16 protein-coding genes are annotated in these 15,133 nt (G+C 63.3%); 10 read left to right on the top strand and 6 right to left on the bottom strand.

Annotated features, from left to right (window positions below):
- Positions 1-3: 3 nt before the first annotated feature.
- Positions 4-975 carry a DUF3137 domain-containing protein gene (locus NKH90_RS14890; protein WP_352469767.1) on the bottom strand — a complete coding sequence of 324 codons (972 nt, stop codon included), beginning with the start codon at positions 973-975 and terminating at the stop codon, positions 4-6.
- Positions 976-1,047: 72 nt separating this feature from the next.
- A complete protein-coding gene (locus NKH90_RS14885; RefSeq protein ID WP_352469766.1) occupies positions 1,048-2,088 on the bottom strand; it encodes a CapA family protein in 1,041 nt (346 codons plus the stop codon).
- 141 nt (positions 2,089-2,229) lie between these two features.
- Between NKH90_RS14885 and NKH90_RS14880 the strand changes: the two genes are divergently transcribed.
- The 6 genes from NKH90_RS14880 to NKH90_RS14855 all read left to right on the top strand — a co-directional run bounded on the left by NKH90_RS14880 (position 2,230) and on the right by NKH90_RS14855 (position 10,115).
- Positions 2,230-3,483, top strand: a complete 1,254-nt coding sequence (locus tag NKH90_RS14880; protein ID WP_352819931.1) for a hypothetical protein — start codon at positions 2,230-2,232, stop codon at positions 3,481-3,483.
- A 113-nt stretch (positions 3,484-3,596) separates the two neighbouring features.
- The gene (gene uvrB, locus NKH90_RS14875; RefSeq protein WP_352819930.1) at positions 3,597-6,887 is read left to right on the top strand and encodes an excinuclease ABC subunit UvrB; all 3,291 of its coding nucleotides are present in this window, start codon (positions 3,597-3,599) and stop codon (positions 6,885-6,887) included.
- Positions 6,888-7,319: 432 nt separating this feature from the next.
- Positions 7,320-8,849 (top strand): ABC-F family ATP-binding cassette domain-containing protein, encoded by a 1,530-nt coding sequence (locus NKH90_RS14870; protein WP_352819929.1) that lies wholly within the window; start codon positions 7,320-7,322, stop codon positions 8,847-8,849.
- Between the two features lie 104 nt (positions 8,850-8,953).
- A complete protein-coding gene (locus NKH90_RS14865; RefSeq protein WP_023719167.1) occupies positions 8,954-9,127 on the top strand; it encodes a hypothetical protein in 174 nt (57 codons plus the stop codon).
- Positions 9,128-9,254: 127 nt separating this feature from the next.
- Positions 9,255-9,683 (top strand): VOC family protein, encoded by a 429-nt coding sequence (locus tag NKH90_RS14860; RefSeq protein WP_352819928.1) that lies wholly within the window; start codon positions 9,255-9,257, stop codon positions 9,681-9,683.
- 63 nt (positions 9,684-9,746) lie between these two features.
- Positions 9,747-10,115 carry a DUF1428 domain-containing protein gene (locus NKH90_RS14855; RefSeq protein ID WP_352819927.1) on the top strand — a complete coding sequence of 123 codons (369 nt, stop codon included), beginning with the start codon at positions 9,747-9,749 and terminating at the stop codon, positions 10,113-10,115.
- On the opposite strand, the gene NKH90_RS14850 is transcribed toward NKH90_RS14855, so the two are convergent.
- From NKH90_RS14850 to NKH90_RS14840, 3 genes are all read right to left on the bottom strand, one after another.
- A complete protein-coding gene (locus NKH90_RS14850; RefSeq protein WP_352819926.1) occupies positions 10,102-11,757 on the bottom strand; it encodes a tetratricopeptide repeat-containing sulfotransferase family protein in 1,656 nt (551 codons plus the stop codon). The two genes, NKH90_RS14855 and NKH90_RS14850, sit on opposite strands and share 14 nt — an antisense overlap.
- Positions 11,758-11,938: 181 nt before the next feature.
- Entirely contained in the window at positions 11,939-12,205 is a 267-nt protein-coding gene (locus NKH90_RS14845; RefSeq protein WP_023678405.1) for a DUF1488 family protein, read from the bottom strand.
- 10 nt (positions 12,206-12,215) lie between these two features.
- Positions 12,216-12,398 carry a hypothetical protein gene (locus tag NKH90_RS14840; RefSeq protein ID WP_023678406.1) on the bottom strand — a complete coding sequence of 61 codons (183 nt, stop codon included), beginning with the start codon at positions 12,396-12,398 and terminating at the stop codon, positions 12,216-12,218.
- 368 nt (positions 12,399-12,766) lie between these two features.
- Between NKH90_RS14840 and NKH90_RS14835 the strand changes: the two genes are divergently transcribed.
- Both NKH90_RS14835 and NKH90_RS14830 read left to right on the top strand, forming a co-directional pair.
- The gene (locus tag NKH90_RS14835) at positions 12,767-13,033 is read left to right on the top strand and encodes a hypothetical protein (protein WP_352469759.1); all 267 of its coding nucleotides are present in this window, start codon (positions 12,767-12,769) and stop codon (positions 13,031-13,033) included.
- Complete coding sequence (locus NKH90_RS14830; RefSeq protein ID WP_023678408.1) at positions 13,030-13,275, top strand: hypothetical protein; 246 nt, start codon at positions 13,030-13,032, stop codon at positions 13,273-13,275. The genes NKH90_RS14835 and NKH90_RS14830 overlap by 4 nt, the downstream gene beginning before the upstream one ends.
- A gap of 137 nt (positions 13,276-13,412) precedes the next feature.
- Here NKH90_RS14830 and NKH90_RS14825 read toward each other — a convergent pair whose 3' ends face one another.
- On the bottom strand, positions 13,413-13,811 hold the full coding sequence (locus tag NKH90_RS14825) for a Kazal-type serine protease inhibitor family protein (protein ID WP_352774270.1): 399 nt from the start codon (positions 13,809-13,811) through the stop codon (positions 13,413-13,415).
- Positions 13,812-14,303: 492 nt separating this feature from the next.
- Between NKH90_RS14825 and NKH90_RS14820 the strand changes: the two genes are divergently transcribed.
- Together NKH90_RS14820 and NKH90_RS14815 are read left to right on the top strand one after the other, a co-directional pair.
- Complete coding sequence (locus tag NKH90_RS14820; RefSeq protein ID WP_006202520.1) at positions 14,304-14,516, top strand: cold-shock protein; 213 nt, start codon at positions 14,304-14,306, stop codon at positions 14,514-14,516.
- Between the two features lie 227 nt (positions 14,517-14,743).
- Positions 14,744-14,956 carry a cold-shock protein gene (locus tag NKH90_RS14815; protein ID WP_006202521.1) on the top strand — a complete coding sequence of 71 codons (213 nt, stop codon included), beginning with the start codon at positions 14,744-14,746 and terminating at the stop codon, positions 14,954-14,956.
- Positions 14,957-15,133 lie beyond the last annotated feature (177 nt).

Genomic DNA, 15,133 nt, shown 5'->3' with positions numbered 1-15,133 from the left:
AGTTCAACCGGCTTCTACATCCTTCACGCCGATCTTGCGGACCAGTGCCGCGGTCGCCAGGATCGTGGCCATGTCGGCGATCATCGGCGCAACATGCTTGGCATAGTCGAGCGGCACAGAGATGTCCGGCAGTTCGAAGAAGTTCTTCGTCTGCGGAAGCAGCAGAAAGCCGTCGCTGCCGTTGAGCGCGACGCGTGCCGGTTCCTTCGGCCATGTTTCGCCAAGCCATTCGAGCGCCTGCGCCAGCCGGCCGGTCACCAGCGGCCGCGCCGCTTCGATGTTGTCGGTGTGGAACTCGTAGGCGGCGTCGAGTTCGGGTACGCCGCATGACAGTTGTTCCGTCTTGCTGCCGAACATGCCTCGGAAGAAACCTACCACCATATTGGCACGGCGCGCCGCCACCAAGATTCCCGGGAACGGCGCAATGGTGTCGAACGCGATAATGACGCCCTTGAACGCCTGAGATGTGGTCTTGCCGTTCCTCTCCAGCAGCGTCACCTCATAGAGCTCGAACGCAAAGCCTTCATACCGACCGGAGACGACGTCCTCGAAATACGAACGGTTGAACACGCCAATCGTCTCGCGCGGCAGCCGATCGAAGGAGTTCGGCGTTACGCCAGGCTGATAGCGCACGTCCTGGATGAAGCCGAAGACGATCGGCAGCAAACTGTTGCGGAACGTCTGCTGCAATTTGCGCGCCGGCCTGATCGCCTGGAGATAGAGCAGGATCGCCGCCAGGAACCCGCCGATATAGAGGAACACATGCGGGGTCGAGAACCACTGCTCGTTGGGGTCGGCAACCCCGTTGAAGAGCCAGGCCACCAGCGCCACGAAGACAACCACCGATCCGATGAAAAGTGGCACCCGCCAGTGCGTCCGGCGATAGGCCGAAGCCCTTTGCGCCTCGTAGGCCTCGATGTCCTTCCTGAGGCCGGCGATCACCGCTTCGCTCGGCATGAAATCCGCAGTTTCCATCACCCACCCGCCCCACAAGCCCGCCCGCGTTGGGCATGATAGCCGGTTTGGTGGACCGCGTCAGCGCAGCTGTCAGCGCCCGGCACCGAAGATCGCATCGAGGCGGGCCAGAACCCTTTGCCTGGATTTTCCCGCCAGCGTTTCAACCGGCATCAGCCGCTCGTGATCGCCGGCGCGCAGCCGCATGAAGGCATGCAGCCGGTAGGCGGCGATGGCCCCGCGCGTGCCGGGATCGTCGCTGATGTCGACGACGAGAATGGCGCCGATGCGGCCGGGCCATGGCTGGCGCGCGAAGGCGGTGCCGATGAAATCGCCGAGCCCATAGGCGACGAGCGTCTTGCCGATCCGCTCGATCGGCTGCACGACATGGGCATGATGCCCGGCGATCAGGCCGACGCCATGTTCGGCCAGAAGTCGCGCCATTGCCCGCGTCTTCGCACGTGGAAAATGCCGGAATTCCCAATCCCAATGCGGCACCGCGCAGAGGAGGTCGACACCCGAAGCGGCAGCGTGCGGCCATTGCGTCGGATCGGCTTGCATCGAGACTCGGCCCGCCAACTGAGCCTCGTCGGTATTGCGCCACAAGGTAAAGGCGGCAAGGCCTATGGTCAGCGAACCAACCGCAAACCGCTCGACCGGAGCCGCACTGCCGATCGTGCGGATGCCTAATTGCTCCAGCGCGGCGACGGTCTCGTCGAAGCCGGCAATACCCTGGTCGAGCACATGGTTGTTGGCCAGCGACAGCACCAGTTTTTCACGCGAAATGCCGGCGGCGGCCAGCGCCTCGGCAAGGAACCGCTCGCTCATCGCGTGGTGCGTGCCGAGCCTGGTGCCCCAAACAGCGCTCGGCCGCTCCACCACCGGGCTTTCGCAATTGCCGACCACCAGATCGGCCGAGGCAAGCAGTGCCGCAATCGCCGGATCGCAGTCTGGCGCGCGGCGATTGGCCACCGCCGAGATATCGCCGACGAAAGCCAGCCGCACCGTCCGCGCCGGCAGTGGTTCGAGCAGGGCTGCGGCCGCCGGAGCAAAGCCGCGCGCGTCGCCATTGAGCGAAGGCCGGAGAAAACGCGGCAGCCACGACAGTTTGTAGGAAAGCGGATAGTTCGACACGCGACGCCCAATCGTTTGCCTTGTGTAGACCGTCCGCCGGATTGATTGAAGCGTCGACTGTTGTGGGTGAACCGCAGGCCACAGGCGCAGCGAACCAAATGCGTGTATGATCCACTGCGGAGCGACAAAGGGGCGATCACGATGACGCGTTTTTCCAGGCTGGTGGCGTGCGCCATCATTCTTCTCCTGCCGCTGGCTTCACCCAGCGCCGCGGCTCCCGAAGCGGCGGCCCTGTTCGAGGCAAAAATCGTAGCCGAACGCGACAGCGCTCTTGCCGCTCTGGAAGCCGCCGCGCCAGGCGATCCGGCAGCCGCCTACGCCGCCGGCGCCGGCGAATTCTTCACCGCGCTGGAGATCCTGGCCGGCGGCCTGCACCGCCACGGTTTCGACAGCCCGCAATCCTTCATGCTGCCGCTGATGCGGCTGCCGGTGCCGGACAATGCCAATCCCGAGCCGCTGACCTACGAACAATTCCGCGCCATTCTCGTCGCCTTCCGCGACCGGCTGGAGAAATCCGCAGCCACGCTCGGTTCGGTACCCCCCGACGCCGACATCGGCATGGTCATCGACCTCACCCGTCTCGGCATCGACGTCAACGAGGACGGCACGATCGCGCCGGACGAGAGCGCCGCCGCGATCATGGCGTCTCTGTCACGCGGCGGTGGTGCGCCAGACGCGGCCGCACCCGCCCTCACCTTCCGCTTCGACCGCGCCGACGGCTATTGGCTGCAGGGCTATGCCGAGTTCCTGATGGCGCAGGCCGACTTCTGGCTGGCGCATGATTTCAGAAACACGTTCGACGGCTCCTTCCACATGCTGTTCCCGCGCGCAAAACTGCCGCTGCAGGATACGCTCGTGCCGCTGGACGGTGGCACGAATGGCGGCATCCTGACGTCCGAATGGCGACTAGCCGACTTTATCTCCCTGGTGCATCTCATTAACTGGCAAGTGGTCGAGCCTGAGCGCCGGGAAGCGGCACGCCGCCATCTCATGGAAATGATCCGGCTGTCGCGCGAGGACTGGAAAGCCATCCGCGCCGAAACCGACAATGACCGCGAATGGCTGCCCGGGCCGCAGCAGAAAGGCACCAGCCCGCTGACCGGTCTCGAAGTTGGTGAGCAGCAGGTACAGGCCTGGCTCGCCGCCCTTGATATGGCCGAGGATCTGCTGGAGGGACGCACCTTGCTGCCGCATTTCCGCAGCGCCGACAAAGGCATCAACATGAAGCGCTTCTTTGATGAGCCAAAAACCTTCGACCTGGTGCTGTCGATCACCGGCCCGGCCATCGCGCCCTATCTCGAACGCGGCAAGGTTCTCACCAGCGAGGAGTTCGATCAGATCCAGCGCCAATTCGGCGGCGCCGGGTTTCTGACATTTGCGCTGTGGTTTAATTGAGCGGCGCACTTCGACGTTGCTCCTGACAGCCTGCTGTCAGCAGCCAAATTGCGCGCGGCACCCTTCACCACTCCGCTCTTTCCATTTTGGCCGATACCTCCCATATTCGGGCCATGGCCAGACTCCCCGACAAGAAAACGCCGCCGCCGGCGAATGACGAGCGCGCTTCGCCGCACAAGCGGCGCAGTCCGCTGACCGATTTCCTCGATGCGTCGGAGCCCCTGTACAAGGGCGGCTTTGCCGAGGCGCCGCAGACCGAGTTCACCGGCGCCCCGCTGACCGGCTCGATCGCCGACTGGGCCGAACAGATCGAGCAGGAAGCCGAGAAAGAAGGGCGTCAAATCTCCCCCCTCGAGGGGGAGATGTCGCCGAAGGCGACAGAGGGGGTCGGCAAAGGAAGCGCTCGGCATCAAGGGTCGCCGAGCACTGCCGCACCGACCCCACCCGGCGGCTCCGCCGCCACCCTCCCCTCGAGGGGGAGGGAAGGCGCCAAGTCTGCGAAGAAAATCCCCGAGCGCTCCTCTTCCCCCGGCCGTACGGCACGCGGCACCTCGATGGGCGGCGCGGCTTCGGCGCGGGAGCGCACTGCGGCCGGTCTCAACCCTGTCGCCGGCCTCGATGTCTCACTGGAAGAGGCCGAGACAATGGCCTCGGGCGGCGTCACCGCCACCGTCGCGGCACTGTCGGCGCTGATCGAATCCGGCAATCCGCTGCACAAGGACGGCGTGCTGTGGACACCGCACCGCCCTGCCCGGCCGGAGAAATCCGAAGGTGGCATCGCCATCAGGATGGTTTCGGATTTCGAGCCGGCCGGCGACCAGCCGACCGCGATCAAGGATCTCGTCGAAGGCGTCGACCGCAACGACCGCACCCAGGTGCTGCTCGGCGTCACCGGCTCGGGCAAGACCTTCACCATGGCCAAGGTGATCGAGGAGACGCAGCGCCCCGCTCTGATCCTGGCGCCCAACAAGACGTTGGCCGCGCAGCTCTACTCCGAGTTCAAGAAATTCTTCCCGGAAAACGCCGTCGAGTATTTCGTCAGTTACTACGACTATTACCAGCCGGAGGCCTATGTGCCACGGACCGACACCTACATCGAGAAGGAATCCTCGATCAACGAGCAGATCGACCGCATGCGCCATTCGGCGACGCGTTCGCTGCTTGAGCGCGACGACGTCATCATCGTCGCCTCGGTGTCCTGCATCTACGGTATCGGCTCGGTCGAGACCTACACGGCGATGACCTTCCAGATGCAGATCGGCGACCGGCTCGACCAGCGCGCGCTGCTCGCCGACCTCGTCGCCCAGCAATACAAGCGCCAGGATATCAATTTCGTCCGCGGTTCGTTCCGGGTGCGCGGCGACACGATCGAGATCTTCCCGGCCCACCTTGAGGATCGCGCCTGGCGCATCTCGCTGTTCGGCGACGAGATCGAGGCGATCACCGAGTTCGATCCGCTGACCGGCCAGAAGACCGGCGAGCTGAAGAGCGTCAAGATCTACGCCAATTCGCACTATGTGACGCCGCGGCCGACCTTGAATCAAGCCATCAAGTCGATCAAGGAAGAACTGAAGTATCGCCTGCAAGAGCTTGAAAAGGCTGGCCGCCTGCTTGAGGCGCAGCGGCTCGAGCAGCGCACCCGCTTCGACCTGGAGATGCTTGAGGCGACCGGTTCCTGCGCCGGCATCGAGAATTATTCGCGCTATCTGACCGGCCGCAAGCCGGGCGATCCGCCGCCGACCTTGTTCGAATACATCCCCGACAATGCGCTGGTCTTCATCGACGAAAGCCATGTCACCATACCGCAGATCGGCGGCATGTATCGCGGCGACTTTCGTCGCAAGGCGACGCTGGCCGAGTATGGTTTCCGCCTGCCGTCCTGCATGGACAACCGGCCGCTGCGCTTCGAGGAGTGGGACGCCATGCGCCCGCTCTCCGTCGCGGTTTCGGCGACGCCCGGCGCCTGGGAGATGGAGCAGTCCGGCGGCGTCTTCGCCGAGCAGGTCATCCGCCCGACCGGCCTCATCGACCCGCCGGTCGAAGTACGCCCGGCCAAGACGCAGGTCGACGACGTCGTCGGCGAAATCCGCGAAACCACGAAGGCCGGCTACCGCACGCTGGTCACCGTGCTGACCAAGCGCATGGCCGAGGATTTGACCGAATATCTGCATGAGCAAGGCATACGCGTGCGCTACATGCACTCCGACATCGACACGCTGGAGCGCATCGAGATCCTGCGCGACCTGCGCCTCGGCGCCTTCGACGTGCTGGTCGGCATCAACCTGCTGCGCGAAGGCCTCGACATTCCCGAATGCGGCTTCGTCGCCATTCTCGATGCCGACAAGGAAGGTTTCCTGCGCTCCGAGACATCGCTGATCCAGACGATCGGCCGCGCCGCCAGAAACGTCGACGGCAAGGTCATCCTCTATGCCGACCAGATCACCGGCTCGATGGAGCGGGCAATGGCCGAGACCAACCGCCGTCGCGAAAAGCAGATGGAGTGGAACGCGGCCAACGGCATCACCCCGGAATCGGTCAAGTCGCGCATTTCGGACATCCTGGACTCGGTCTACGAGAAGGACCATGTCCGCGCCGACATTTCGCAGTTCACCGACAGCGCCGGCGCGATGATGGGCAACAATCTGAAAGCGCATCTCGACGCCCTGGACAAGCAGATGCGCGACGCCGCCGCCAACCTCGATTTCGAGAAGGCCGCCCGCATTCGCGACGAGATCAAACGGCTGCGCGAGATGGAACTGTCCATCTCCGACGATCCGCTGGCCAAATATGCCGACATGGAAAGCCCGGTCTCGGGCCGCGAAAAGGGCAAGCACAACAAGGGCGTGGCCAAACATCGTACGGCTGAGGAACAGGAGCGTTTCCGCAAGCTCGACGAGGCACGTGCCGCCGAAGAGGCGGCCCGGCCCAATCTCTTCCGCAAGCCGGCGCTCGACGAAATGGGTGCCGATGGCACCGTGCCGGTGAAGAAGCCGCTGTTTTCGAAGCCCTCGCTCGACGCCATGGGGCCGGGCACGGATATGCCGACCCCGGCCGGCGCAGTGTCGCGTTCGCTGTTCAAGAAGCAGTCGGCCGAAGAGGCGCACGGCTCCGATTTCGGCATCCCGGGCGAACCGACCAAGCCGCTGTTCAAGAAGAACTCGCTCGACGAGATGACCGTGCGGCGGACGGAAAAGCCGGTCGAAGGAAAGGTGCCAGCGAAACCACAGCCAATCTCCCCCGGTGTGGGGGAGATGCCCGGCAGGGCAGAGGGGGGCGCGAAGGAACGCAACGATTCCGCCAAACCCATTGTCCGCCAGCGCAGTGGTATCGGCTCCTACGAAGACCCGGCCGACGCCCGCCGCGAAGAGCGCCGGCCTGGCAAGACGGGGCGCCCGGGACGCTAGCGAGCTTCCCTTCTCCCCTTGGGGGAGAAGGTGGATCGGCGCGCAGCGCCGAGACGGTTGAGGGGTGCTGGACGGATCGCCGTCGGTGCCAAGCTGGAGCACCCCTCATCCGACCGCTTCGCGGCCACCTTCTCCCACAAGTGGAGAAGGGGGAGCCTAGCCACTTGCCATCGGCCCTAGCCTTGGTGTAGCCAGTTTCTACAACTCGAACGTCTTGAAAGGAGGGCTGCGTGTTATTTTCTCACCACCGTCAGCGCGGCCCTGTCTTTGCCCTGCGAGCTAGCTTGCAGGGCTGACCAGGGACGGTCCGGGTTTTTCCCCGCTTCGATTTTTTGGTCTGCCCTTCGTGGTGCGCAATGCCGAGCCTAATGGCTGGCACGTGCACCGTCAAAGTGCATTGAGCCGGGCTCCGGCAAGACCAGAGAAATCAAAATGGCCCTGATCAGCCTCAAATCCCTCGGCGTCACCCTGAATGCGCCGCTGTTTTCCAACCTCGACCTCACCATCGGCACCGGCGACCGGCTCGGCATCGTCGCCGCCAATGGGCGCGGCAAATCCACTTTGCTGAAGTGCCTGACCGGCGAGATGGAGCCGACATCAGGCGACATCACCCGTACGCGCGGCCTGCGCGTCGGCTATGTCGAGCAAGTCGTCCCGGCAGCGCTGGCCGGGCGCAGCTTCCAGCAGGTGGTCGCTGATGCCTTGCCGGCCGGACAGGTCGAAAGCGAACAATGGCGCGTCGATGTGGTTCTTGACTCGCTTGACGTGCCAGAACCGATGCGCGGGCGGCCAATGCAGGCGCTGAGCGGCGGCTGGCAAAGGCTGGCGTTGATCGCCCGCGTCTGGGTCACCGACCCCGACGTCCTGCTTCTCGACGAGCCGACCAACCATCTCGACCTCGGCAAGATCAGCCAGCTCGAGACCTGGCTGAAGGCGCTGCCGCGGGAGGTGCCGGTGGTGATTGCCAGCCACGACCGCGCTTTTCTCGATGCTACGACCAACCGGACGCTGTTCCTGCGCCCCGAACAATCGCCGGTGTTTTCGCTGCCCTATTCGCGGGCGAGGCTTGCGCTGGACGAGGTCGACACCTCGACCGAACGCAAGTTCCAGCGCGACATGAAGGTGGCGCAACAGCTGCGCCGGCAAGCGACCAAGCTCAACAATATCGGCATCAATTCCGGCAGCGACCTTTTGACGGTCAAGACCAAGCAGCTCAACCAGCGGGCAGAGCGTCTGGAAGAAGCGGCAGCGCCGGCACACCGCGAAAGATCGGCGGGCGCGATCAAGCTCGCCAATCGCGGCAGCCATGCCAAGGTGCTGATCACGCTCGACGATTTGGTGGTCGGAACACCTGACGGCACGGTTCTGTTCAGCACCGGCAAGCGCCACATCTGCCAAGGCGACCGCATCGTCCTGCTCGGCCGTAACGGCGTCGGCAAGTCACGGCTGATCGGCCTGATCCGGAACGCCATCGTCGAGCCGGAAACGGCGGCGCAAAGCCTGAAGGTGACGCCGTCGACGGTGCTCGGCTATAGCGGCCAGGCATTGTCGGGCATCGGCGGCGACGACACGCCGCTGGCGATGCTCTCGCGCAGATTCGATGTCGGCGAGCAGCGCGCCCGCTCGCTGCTGGCGGGCGCCGGCGTCAGCATCGACATGCAGGAGCGCAGGATCGGCGTGCTGTCGGGCGGGCAGAAGGCGCGGCTGATGATGCTGGCGCTCAGGCTCGCCAATCCCAATTTCTATTTGCTCGACGAGCCGACCAATCATCTCGATATCGATGGTCAGGAAGCACTGGAAGCGGAATTGCTGGAACATCAGGCGAGTTGCCTGCTTGCCTCGCACGACCGCTCCTTCATCCGCGCGGTTGGCAACCGCATCTGGCTGATCGAGAAACGGCGATTGACCGAGATCGACAGCCCGGAGGAGTTCTTCCGGGAGGTTGCCGAAGCCGGCGGCTGAAGGCTTGCGGAAAAAAATTCCGGCGCTCTGTCGGATGATGATCGCATGCCACGTCCTTGGGTTGCCGACACGGTGATGCCGGCGCCAATCGAGGAGAAAGCATCATGTCCATTCTGTCATCCATAGGTCACGCCGTAACGCGTTACTCGGCGGCTCGCGCCCGTTATCGCAGCGAACGCGCCATCCTGTCATTGCCGATCGAGCTGCGCAAAGATATTGGCTGGCCGGAAATCGTCGTCGACGCGCAAAACAGCCCGCGGATTCGCATCGAAGGTTGAAGGTGGCAGTTGGCCGTCGCGGCAGGCGCCATTTCAAATCCAAAAAACCATCGGCCGTGTAGGATCGTCGCCGTTCCGTTCGTCCTGTGGTTCGCAAAGGCAAACCAGACGCAAAGAGGAGCATGACATGAATGACCAGCCGCAGACCCAGCCCGCCGCCAAAGTGCTTGGCGGATTGACGCCCTACCTTCAGCTTGACGGCGCTTTCAAAGCCGCAGAATTTTACCAAAAGGCCTTCGGTGCCGAGCAGGTCTTTGCCTATCCGCCGGATGAACAGGGCCGGACCATGCATATCCATCTCCACATCAACGGTTCGACCCTGATGCTTTCCGACTTCTATCCCGAGCATGGAATGGCCGCTGTGAAACCGCAGGGCTACACCATGCAGCTCCATCTCGGCAGCGACGACATCGACGCCTGGTGGAAGCGGGCCATCGAGGCGGGCTGCAAGGAAGTCGTGCCGTTGCAGGTGATGTTCTGGGGCGACCGCTGGGGTAATATGCGTGATCCGTTCGGTGTCGAATGGGCAATGAACGCACCGGTGAAAGCAGCTTAGCATTCCACACAGGCTGTGTCTGAAATCACCTCTCCCGCTCCAGACGGAGAGGAAAACGATCGCATGGAGGAAATCAGATGTCCTAATGTCGACGGTTTCGTACTTGCCGTACCAAAGGCAAAGCTCGATGCTTACAAGAAGCTGGCGGAAACCGGCGGCGCCGTCTGGAAGGAGCACGGTGCTCTTGCCTACGTCGAATGCGTCGGCGACGACGTCCCTTATGGCGAGCTCACCTCGTTCCCGCGCGCCGTACAGGCCAAGGACGACGAGGTCGTCATCTTCTCATGGGTGGTCTACGAATCGCGCCAGAGCCGCGACGCGGTGATGGCCAAGGTGATGGCCGACCCGCGCCTCAAGTCGGACTGGGAGACCATGCCATTCGACGGCAAGCGCATGATCTTTGGCGGTTTTCAGCCCTTCATCGAGCTGTAGGCGCCCCTCGATCAAGTTTGTCGTGCAGCGGCTTCAGCCGGTCGCCATAGCGCTTCCACAGGTCGACCGAGCCCTGATACATCGGCTGGCGCACTTGCGCAGCCGACGCCGTTCGCACCGGCCGGTCGGTCTCGTGGAACGACAGCACGGCGTCGTCCCACGGCAGGCCGAGATGGGCGATCAGCGCCCGCGACCGGCCTTCCTGGTCGGCGACGAAATCCTCGTAGCGAACGTCGTGCACGACATCAGGCAGCACGGCATGCCAGTGCGCCATGATGTCGGTGTACAGATTGTGGAAATCGGCGAGCTCGTCGAGATCGTAGCCGTAGCGATGGCTGTCGCCGCGGAAGTGCACCTTGTAGATCGACAGGCAGGTCGCCGCCGCATCGCGCGCGCAATGGATGATCTTGGCCCGCGGCAGCATCATGTGGATGAAACCGACCAACAGGAAATTGCCGGGCATCTTGTCGGTGACCTGTCGAGAACCCGGATAGCGGGCGTGCAACATGTCGAGATAGGCCCGGCCGGCCTCGGCATAGGCCTTGTCGGGCATGTCGGCGATGCCCCAGGGAAAGCCGCCCTTCATGCTGAGCGGAAACTGCTTGCCGACCGCCGTCTTCAATATGCTGAGCTCGCCGGCGCCATAGACCTGCGGATGGCTGGCGATGATCTGCTCGACCAGCGTGGTGCCGGAACGCGGCATGCCGACGACGAAGATCGGCGTGTCCTCGGCTATCCCGCTCGGCTTGTGCCTTTCAAAAAAGGCCTTGTCGAACACCGCCTTCATCGCCTCGAACTCGCCGCGCGTCTTGCCGGCGTCGTAGTCGATGCCCTGGCGGCGGATCGCGTTGCCTTCGGCGAAATAGTCGAAGGCGCGGCCATACTCCCTGAGGTCGTCATTGGCCTTGCCGAGACCGAAGGAAAGCTGCATGCGCGCCAGGCTGCCTTGCGGCGCCTTGGCGTGCTCCGCCTCCATGCGGGCAAGCTCGGCGTCGCGCTCCTTTTGGCGCTTGACCTGGGTAAGCATCAGCCAGGCCCTCGCCATGCCGGGATCCACAGCCAGCGCCTGCCTGAAAAGATCCGCAGCCTCGTCGAGATTGCCCTTTTCCATCAGCCCGACACCCAGGCCGTGCAAAAGATCGGCATCCTTCGGCCGGATCGTCAGCGCCTCGCGAAAAACAGCCAGTGCCTCATCCAGCCGGCCCGCTTCCTGCAGCGTTTCGGCAAGCCCGACGCGGGCGCGGACATGGAACGGGTTGCGGCCGATCGTGCCGCGATAAATATCCTCGGCGCCTTCGAATTGGCCGAGCTGCTTCAGCGACGAGCCGAGATTGTCACGCGCCGCCAGCTGGTCCGGCCGAATCGCCACCACCTTGCGGAAGAGATCGGCGGCGGCCGCGACCCGGCCGAGGTCGCGCAGCACGGTGCCGAGATTGTTGAGGAAATCCGGATTGTTCGGTTGCAGACGCACCGATTGTTCGATCAGCGCCAGCCCCTCAGCGCTGCGCCCGGTCTGGTGCAGCAGAAGCCCGAGGAAATGCGCAGCAGCCGGGTGGTTGGCCTTTTGCGCCAGCACCTGTCGGTAAAGCGCCTCGGCTTCCTGCCGGCGCCCCGCCTGGTGCAGCTGCAGCGCTTGCTGCACGTACTGGTCGAGCCCCAGTGGTGGCTGCCCGCCTGAGCCGTAACGTGCGCCTGCCGGTTGTCTCGGATCTCTGTTGATGGGAAACCTGCCGTGTTGTCCGCCTGCCGCGATCTAGGCCATCGCTGCGGCGCGTGCAAGAGCAGAGGCGGTCGCAAGGGAGCGAACCTCGGAACCCACCGAGCTAGCGGAAGTCGGCCGGCGTCAGCACATACATGTTCCTGCGGCCGTGCGAGTAGGCTTGGCGCGCAATCTCGTGGATCGACGAACGCTTGGCGTCGAAGGCGCTGAGAAATTCGGCCTCGGCTCCGCTTGCAGCCGGGTTTGCCGCCGAAAGTGCCGCGACCTCGACAAAGAACGGGACTTCGAGCATGCCGTCATGGCCGACGAAACGAATGCGCTTGGCCGCCGCGTCATAGGAGCGGCTGGGATTGGGAAAATTGAGCGTCATGGCTTGCGCGTCAAATCAGGCGGTTGCTTTCGGCAAGCTGGCGCGCCCGCCGCGCCGTGCCGTCGGTGTCGGCAATCCTTCGCCTTGCCGCCTCGTCGCTTCTTATCGTGAGACGCGGCGACAAGACCTTTATCGGCTTTGCGACAGGACTGACTGCAACTGTCGGGACATCCGGTGTTCTTGCGGAGTTCATGACTCTCTTCCTTCCATTGCTAGATAAATACAAATGCCGGAGGAATTTTTTCGGAAGTTCTTCAAATAATTTTCGAGGTGCTCCGGGACCGTATCATCGTTCTGCGGATAACTATAGAAAAGTAATTTGACGTTGGTAGGGGTAAGAGGCCGAAAACTTCTTGAATAAGTCGTATTTTCAGACTAGAGGTATGAAACCGTTTGGGTCATGCTTGGCCCCGCGGTGTCAGGGATTCTCGGCCCGCCAAACTTATCCAAATCGCCGACACCTGGTACCGCAATGCAGGCTCCGCTTCCGGGGCAGGCCGGAAAGAAACTTCAAGGCACGAGAACTTCAAGGCACAAGCGAGAACTTCGAGGCGCACAAGAATGTCTGCTCGCACCACCCATTCCATAGCGCATTTCGCGGCACCTTTCGTGCTTGGCGGGCTGGATGGCATGCAGCCGGCCGGCGACTATGACATCGACCACGACGAAGAACTGATCGACGGCATGTCCTGGCCTGCCTGGCGCCGCGTCGCCACTTTCATCCATCTGCCGGCAAGGACAGTGAAAAGCGCGACCAGCCAGCTTGTCGCCATTGACCATGCCGAGCTCGACGCAGCGCTTCGGCACGACCAGGAGAATGTCACATGATCCGCTTCCAGCAGAATGCGCGGCGCACGGACACGCCGGCGCATATCTTCACCGTCGGCCAGACCGTCCGCATGAAGAGCCGCACCGGCCTTGCCCAAAAGACCGCGGAGCTGTTCCAGATCAAGAGCCGGCTGCCGGTCAAGGACGGCTCGCCGCAATATCGCATCCGCAGCGATCAGGAGACCTATGAGCGGGTCACCACGGAAGACAATCTCGAACCGGTCGACAACCCCGCCAACTGAGCCGACGCGCCGCAACGCTGCTTCACATGCTGATGATGCCGCAGATCCGCGTCGCCTGCGCATCTCCAACGGGAACGGCGCTGAGCTCTACGCCGGGGCCCAGATGGTGCTTATCCGGCCAGGCTGAGGTCGGTGCGCTAGCAGGGCCCGTCATCGACGACGCGATAGTCCGCCGCGCGGGCTTCGCATTCGTTGGGGAATGTGCGCAGTTCGCCATGGCGACGGGCACAGACCGGGCGGTATTCGCGGGTGCAGAATGTCTGCTCGCCGCCGCCACCACCGCCGCGGCACTCGCCCTCGCGAATGATGCGGTATCCGGCCCGTTCGGCAAGGCAGGCATTGGCGAAGGTCTGGCGGTCGCCGCCGCGCCGGGCACAGACCGGGTCATATTGCCTGGTGCAGAATTGCGGCCCCGGCCGTGGCGGGCGCGGCCCCGGCCCCTCATCATCCACCACGACGGTGCAAGCTGCGAGAATTGCCGACAGGAACAGGATGGAAAAAACCTGCCGCGGAAAGATTGCCGCAAGAAACCGCATGAATGTTCCCTCCCTCGAAACTCCTGCCCGCACAAATGGTGCCTGGGTCAGGCCGATCCTCGTCATTCCGCTGCCAGATGCAACCCCTGTTTGCAACTGGCGAGCCAGGGCGGTATGCCGGCGCAAGCCAAGACAGCACCTGCCCCGCTTGCTGGACCATGCCTGGGTGAAGTCTGGCCGATGACCGCGCAGAGAACCGGGACTATCGGTGCGATGCGTCGGGATGCGCCTGTTGGGGCCGCCCGCGGCTGTGTCTTGCAAGCATCACGTTTCCGTGCGATAAATTTTGTGTTCGGGCATTTGCGACCCGGAGAGCGGAACGTTTTGGACGACCTTTCCCCGATACTGTGAATCTCTGACAGCCCCGTTTTTCGGCGGGGGGTTTTACCCATGCGCCAATGCATGACTGCCGAAGCAACCACCGGGACTTGCCCACGGCGCCAGGCGGCGGGCGGAACCACCAAGACTGACACGGGTGAAGGAGTTTCCCCAATGGCCCAGACCGGCACCGTTAAATTCTTCAACGCTACCAAAGGCTTCGGCTTCATCACGCCCGATGGCGGCGCCAAGGATGTGTTCGTCCACATCTCGGCGATCGAGGCTTCCGGGCTGCGCACGCTCGTCGACGGTCAGAAGGTCACCTTCGATGTCGAGCCCGACCGTATGGGCAAGGGTCCGAAAGCGGTCAATCTCCGCGCCGCCTGAACGGCGGCGTTCCGCGCGTCCTTTCGGGGTGTGAGGATGCTGCAAGGCTTTTGAGTGAACTTGAATTCTGTAAAGGCGCGGCGGTTTTCGTCGCGCCTTTTGTGTTCCGGGATGCTTGCCGGCACCCGCAAAACTTTCTCTTGCCGATGGCACTAAAATAAAGGACAAATTTCCGTCCGGGCATTTGCCGGCCCGAGACTGGACTTGTGGGATCAAAGGAGCTTCCCATGCCGCAGACCGGCACCGTCAAATTCTTCAATCACGCCAAGGGCTTCGGCTTCATCACGCCGGACGACGGGGCAAAGGATGTCTTCGTCCATATTTCGGCCGTGCAGGCGTCGGGTCTTCCCGGTCTTGAGGATGGGCAGAAAGTGACATTCGACACCGAGCCGGACAAGCGCGGCAAGGGTCCGAAAGCCGTCAACCTGTCGATCGGCTGAACCACCCCCGGGCAGAATGGACGTGGGCCGGTCTGGCCTGCGGTATTTGCCGCACGCTTGAACCGCCCAGTTAGATGAACCGCCTGGCCAAATTTCGTTCAGCCCCCGTTCAGCCACGGTCGCATATTAATCTTCGTTAAAGCCGGACCGCATCCCCCGAAACGACCCGGGCCGGCA

This window comes from Mesorhizobium sp. M0898, from assembly GCF_040319695.1.
In the GTDB taxonomy this organism is placed as follows: Bacteria; Pseudomonadota; Alphaproteobacteria; order Rhizobiales; family Rhizobiaceae; genus Mesorhizobium.
This window is presented reverse-complemented; position numbering and strand designations above follow the sequence as displayed.

Bases quoted from the DNA above. Each gene is read 5' to 3' on its own strand.
- NKH90_RS14890 (WP_352469767.1), bottom strand. From the start codon at position 975: ATGGAAACTGCGGATTTCATGCCGAGCGAAGCGGTGATCGCCGGCCTC.
- NKH90_RS14835 (WP_352469759.1), top strand. From the start codon at position 12,767: ATGTCTGCTCGCACCACCCATTCCATAGCGCATTTCGCGGCACCTTTC.
- NKH90_RS14825 (WP_352774270.1), bottom strand. From the start codon at position 13,811: ATGCGGTTTCTTGCGGCAATCTTTCCGCGGCAGGTTTTTTCCATCCTG.
- NKH90_RS14830 (WP_023678408.1), top strand. From the start codon at position 13,030: ATGATCCGCTTCCAGCAGAATGCGCGGCGCACGGACACGCCGGCGCAT.
- NKH90_RS14820 (WP_006202520.1), top strand. From the start codon at position 14,304: ATGGCCCAGACCGGCACCGTTAAATTCTTCAACGCTACCAAAGGCTTC.
- uvrB (WP_352819930.1), top strand. From the start codon at position 3,597: ATGGCCAGACTCCCCGACAAGAAAACGCCGCCGCCGGCGAATGACGAG.
- NKH90_RS14880 (WP_352819931.1), top strand. From the start codon at position 2,230: ATGACGCGTTTTTCCAGGCTGGTGGCGTGCGCCATCATTCTTCTCCTG.
- NKH90_RS14845 (WP_023678405.1), bottom strand. From the start codon at position 12,205: ATGACGCTCAATTTTCCCAATCCCAGCCGCTCCTATGACGCGGCGGCC.
- NKH90_RS14855 (WP_352819927.1), top strand. From the start codon at position 9,747: ATGGAGGAAATCAGATGTCCTAATGTCGACGGTTTCGTACTTGCCGTA.
- NKH90_RS14815 (WP_006202521.1), top strand. From the start codon at position 14,744: ATGCCGCAGACCGGCACCGTCAAATTCTTCAATCACGCCAAGGGCTTC.
- NKH90_RS14860 (WP_352819928.1), top strand. From the start codon at position 9,255: ATGAATGACCAGCCGCAGACCCAGCCCGCCGCCAAAGTGCTTGGCGGA.
- NKH90_RS14840 (WP_023678406.1), bottom strand. From the start codon at position 12,398: ATGAACTCCGCAAGAACACCGGATGTCCCGACAGTTGCAGTCAGTCCT.
- NKH90_RS14870 (WP_352819929.1), top strand. From the start codon at position 7,320: ATGGCCCTGATCAGCCTCAAATCCCTCGGCGTCACCCTGAATGCGCCG.
- NKH90_RS14865 (WP_023719167.1), top strand. From the start codon at position 8,954: ATGTCCATTCTGTCATCCATAGGTCACGCCGTAACGCGTTACTCGGCG.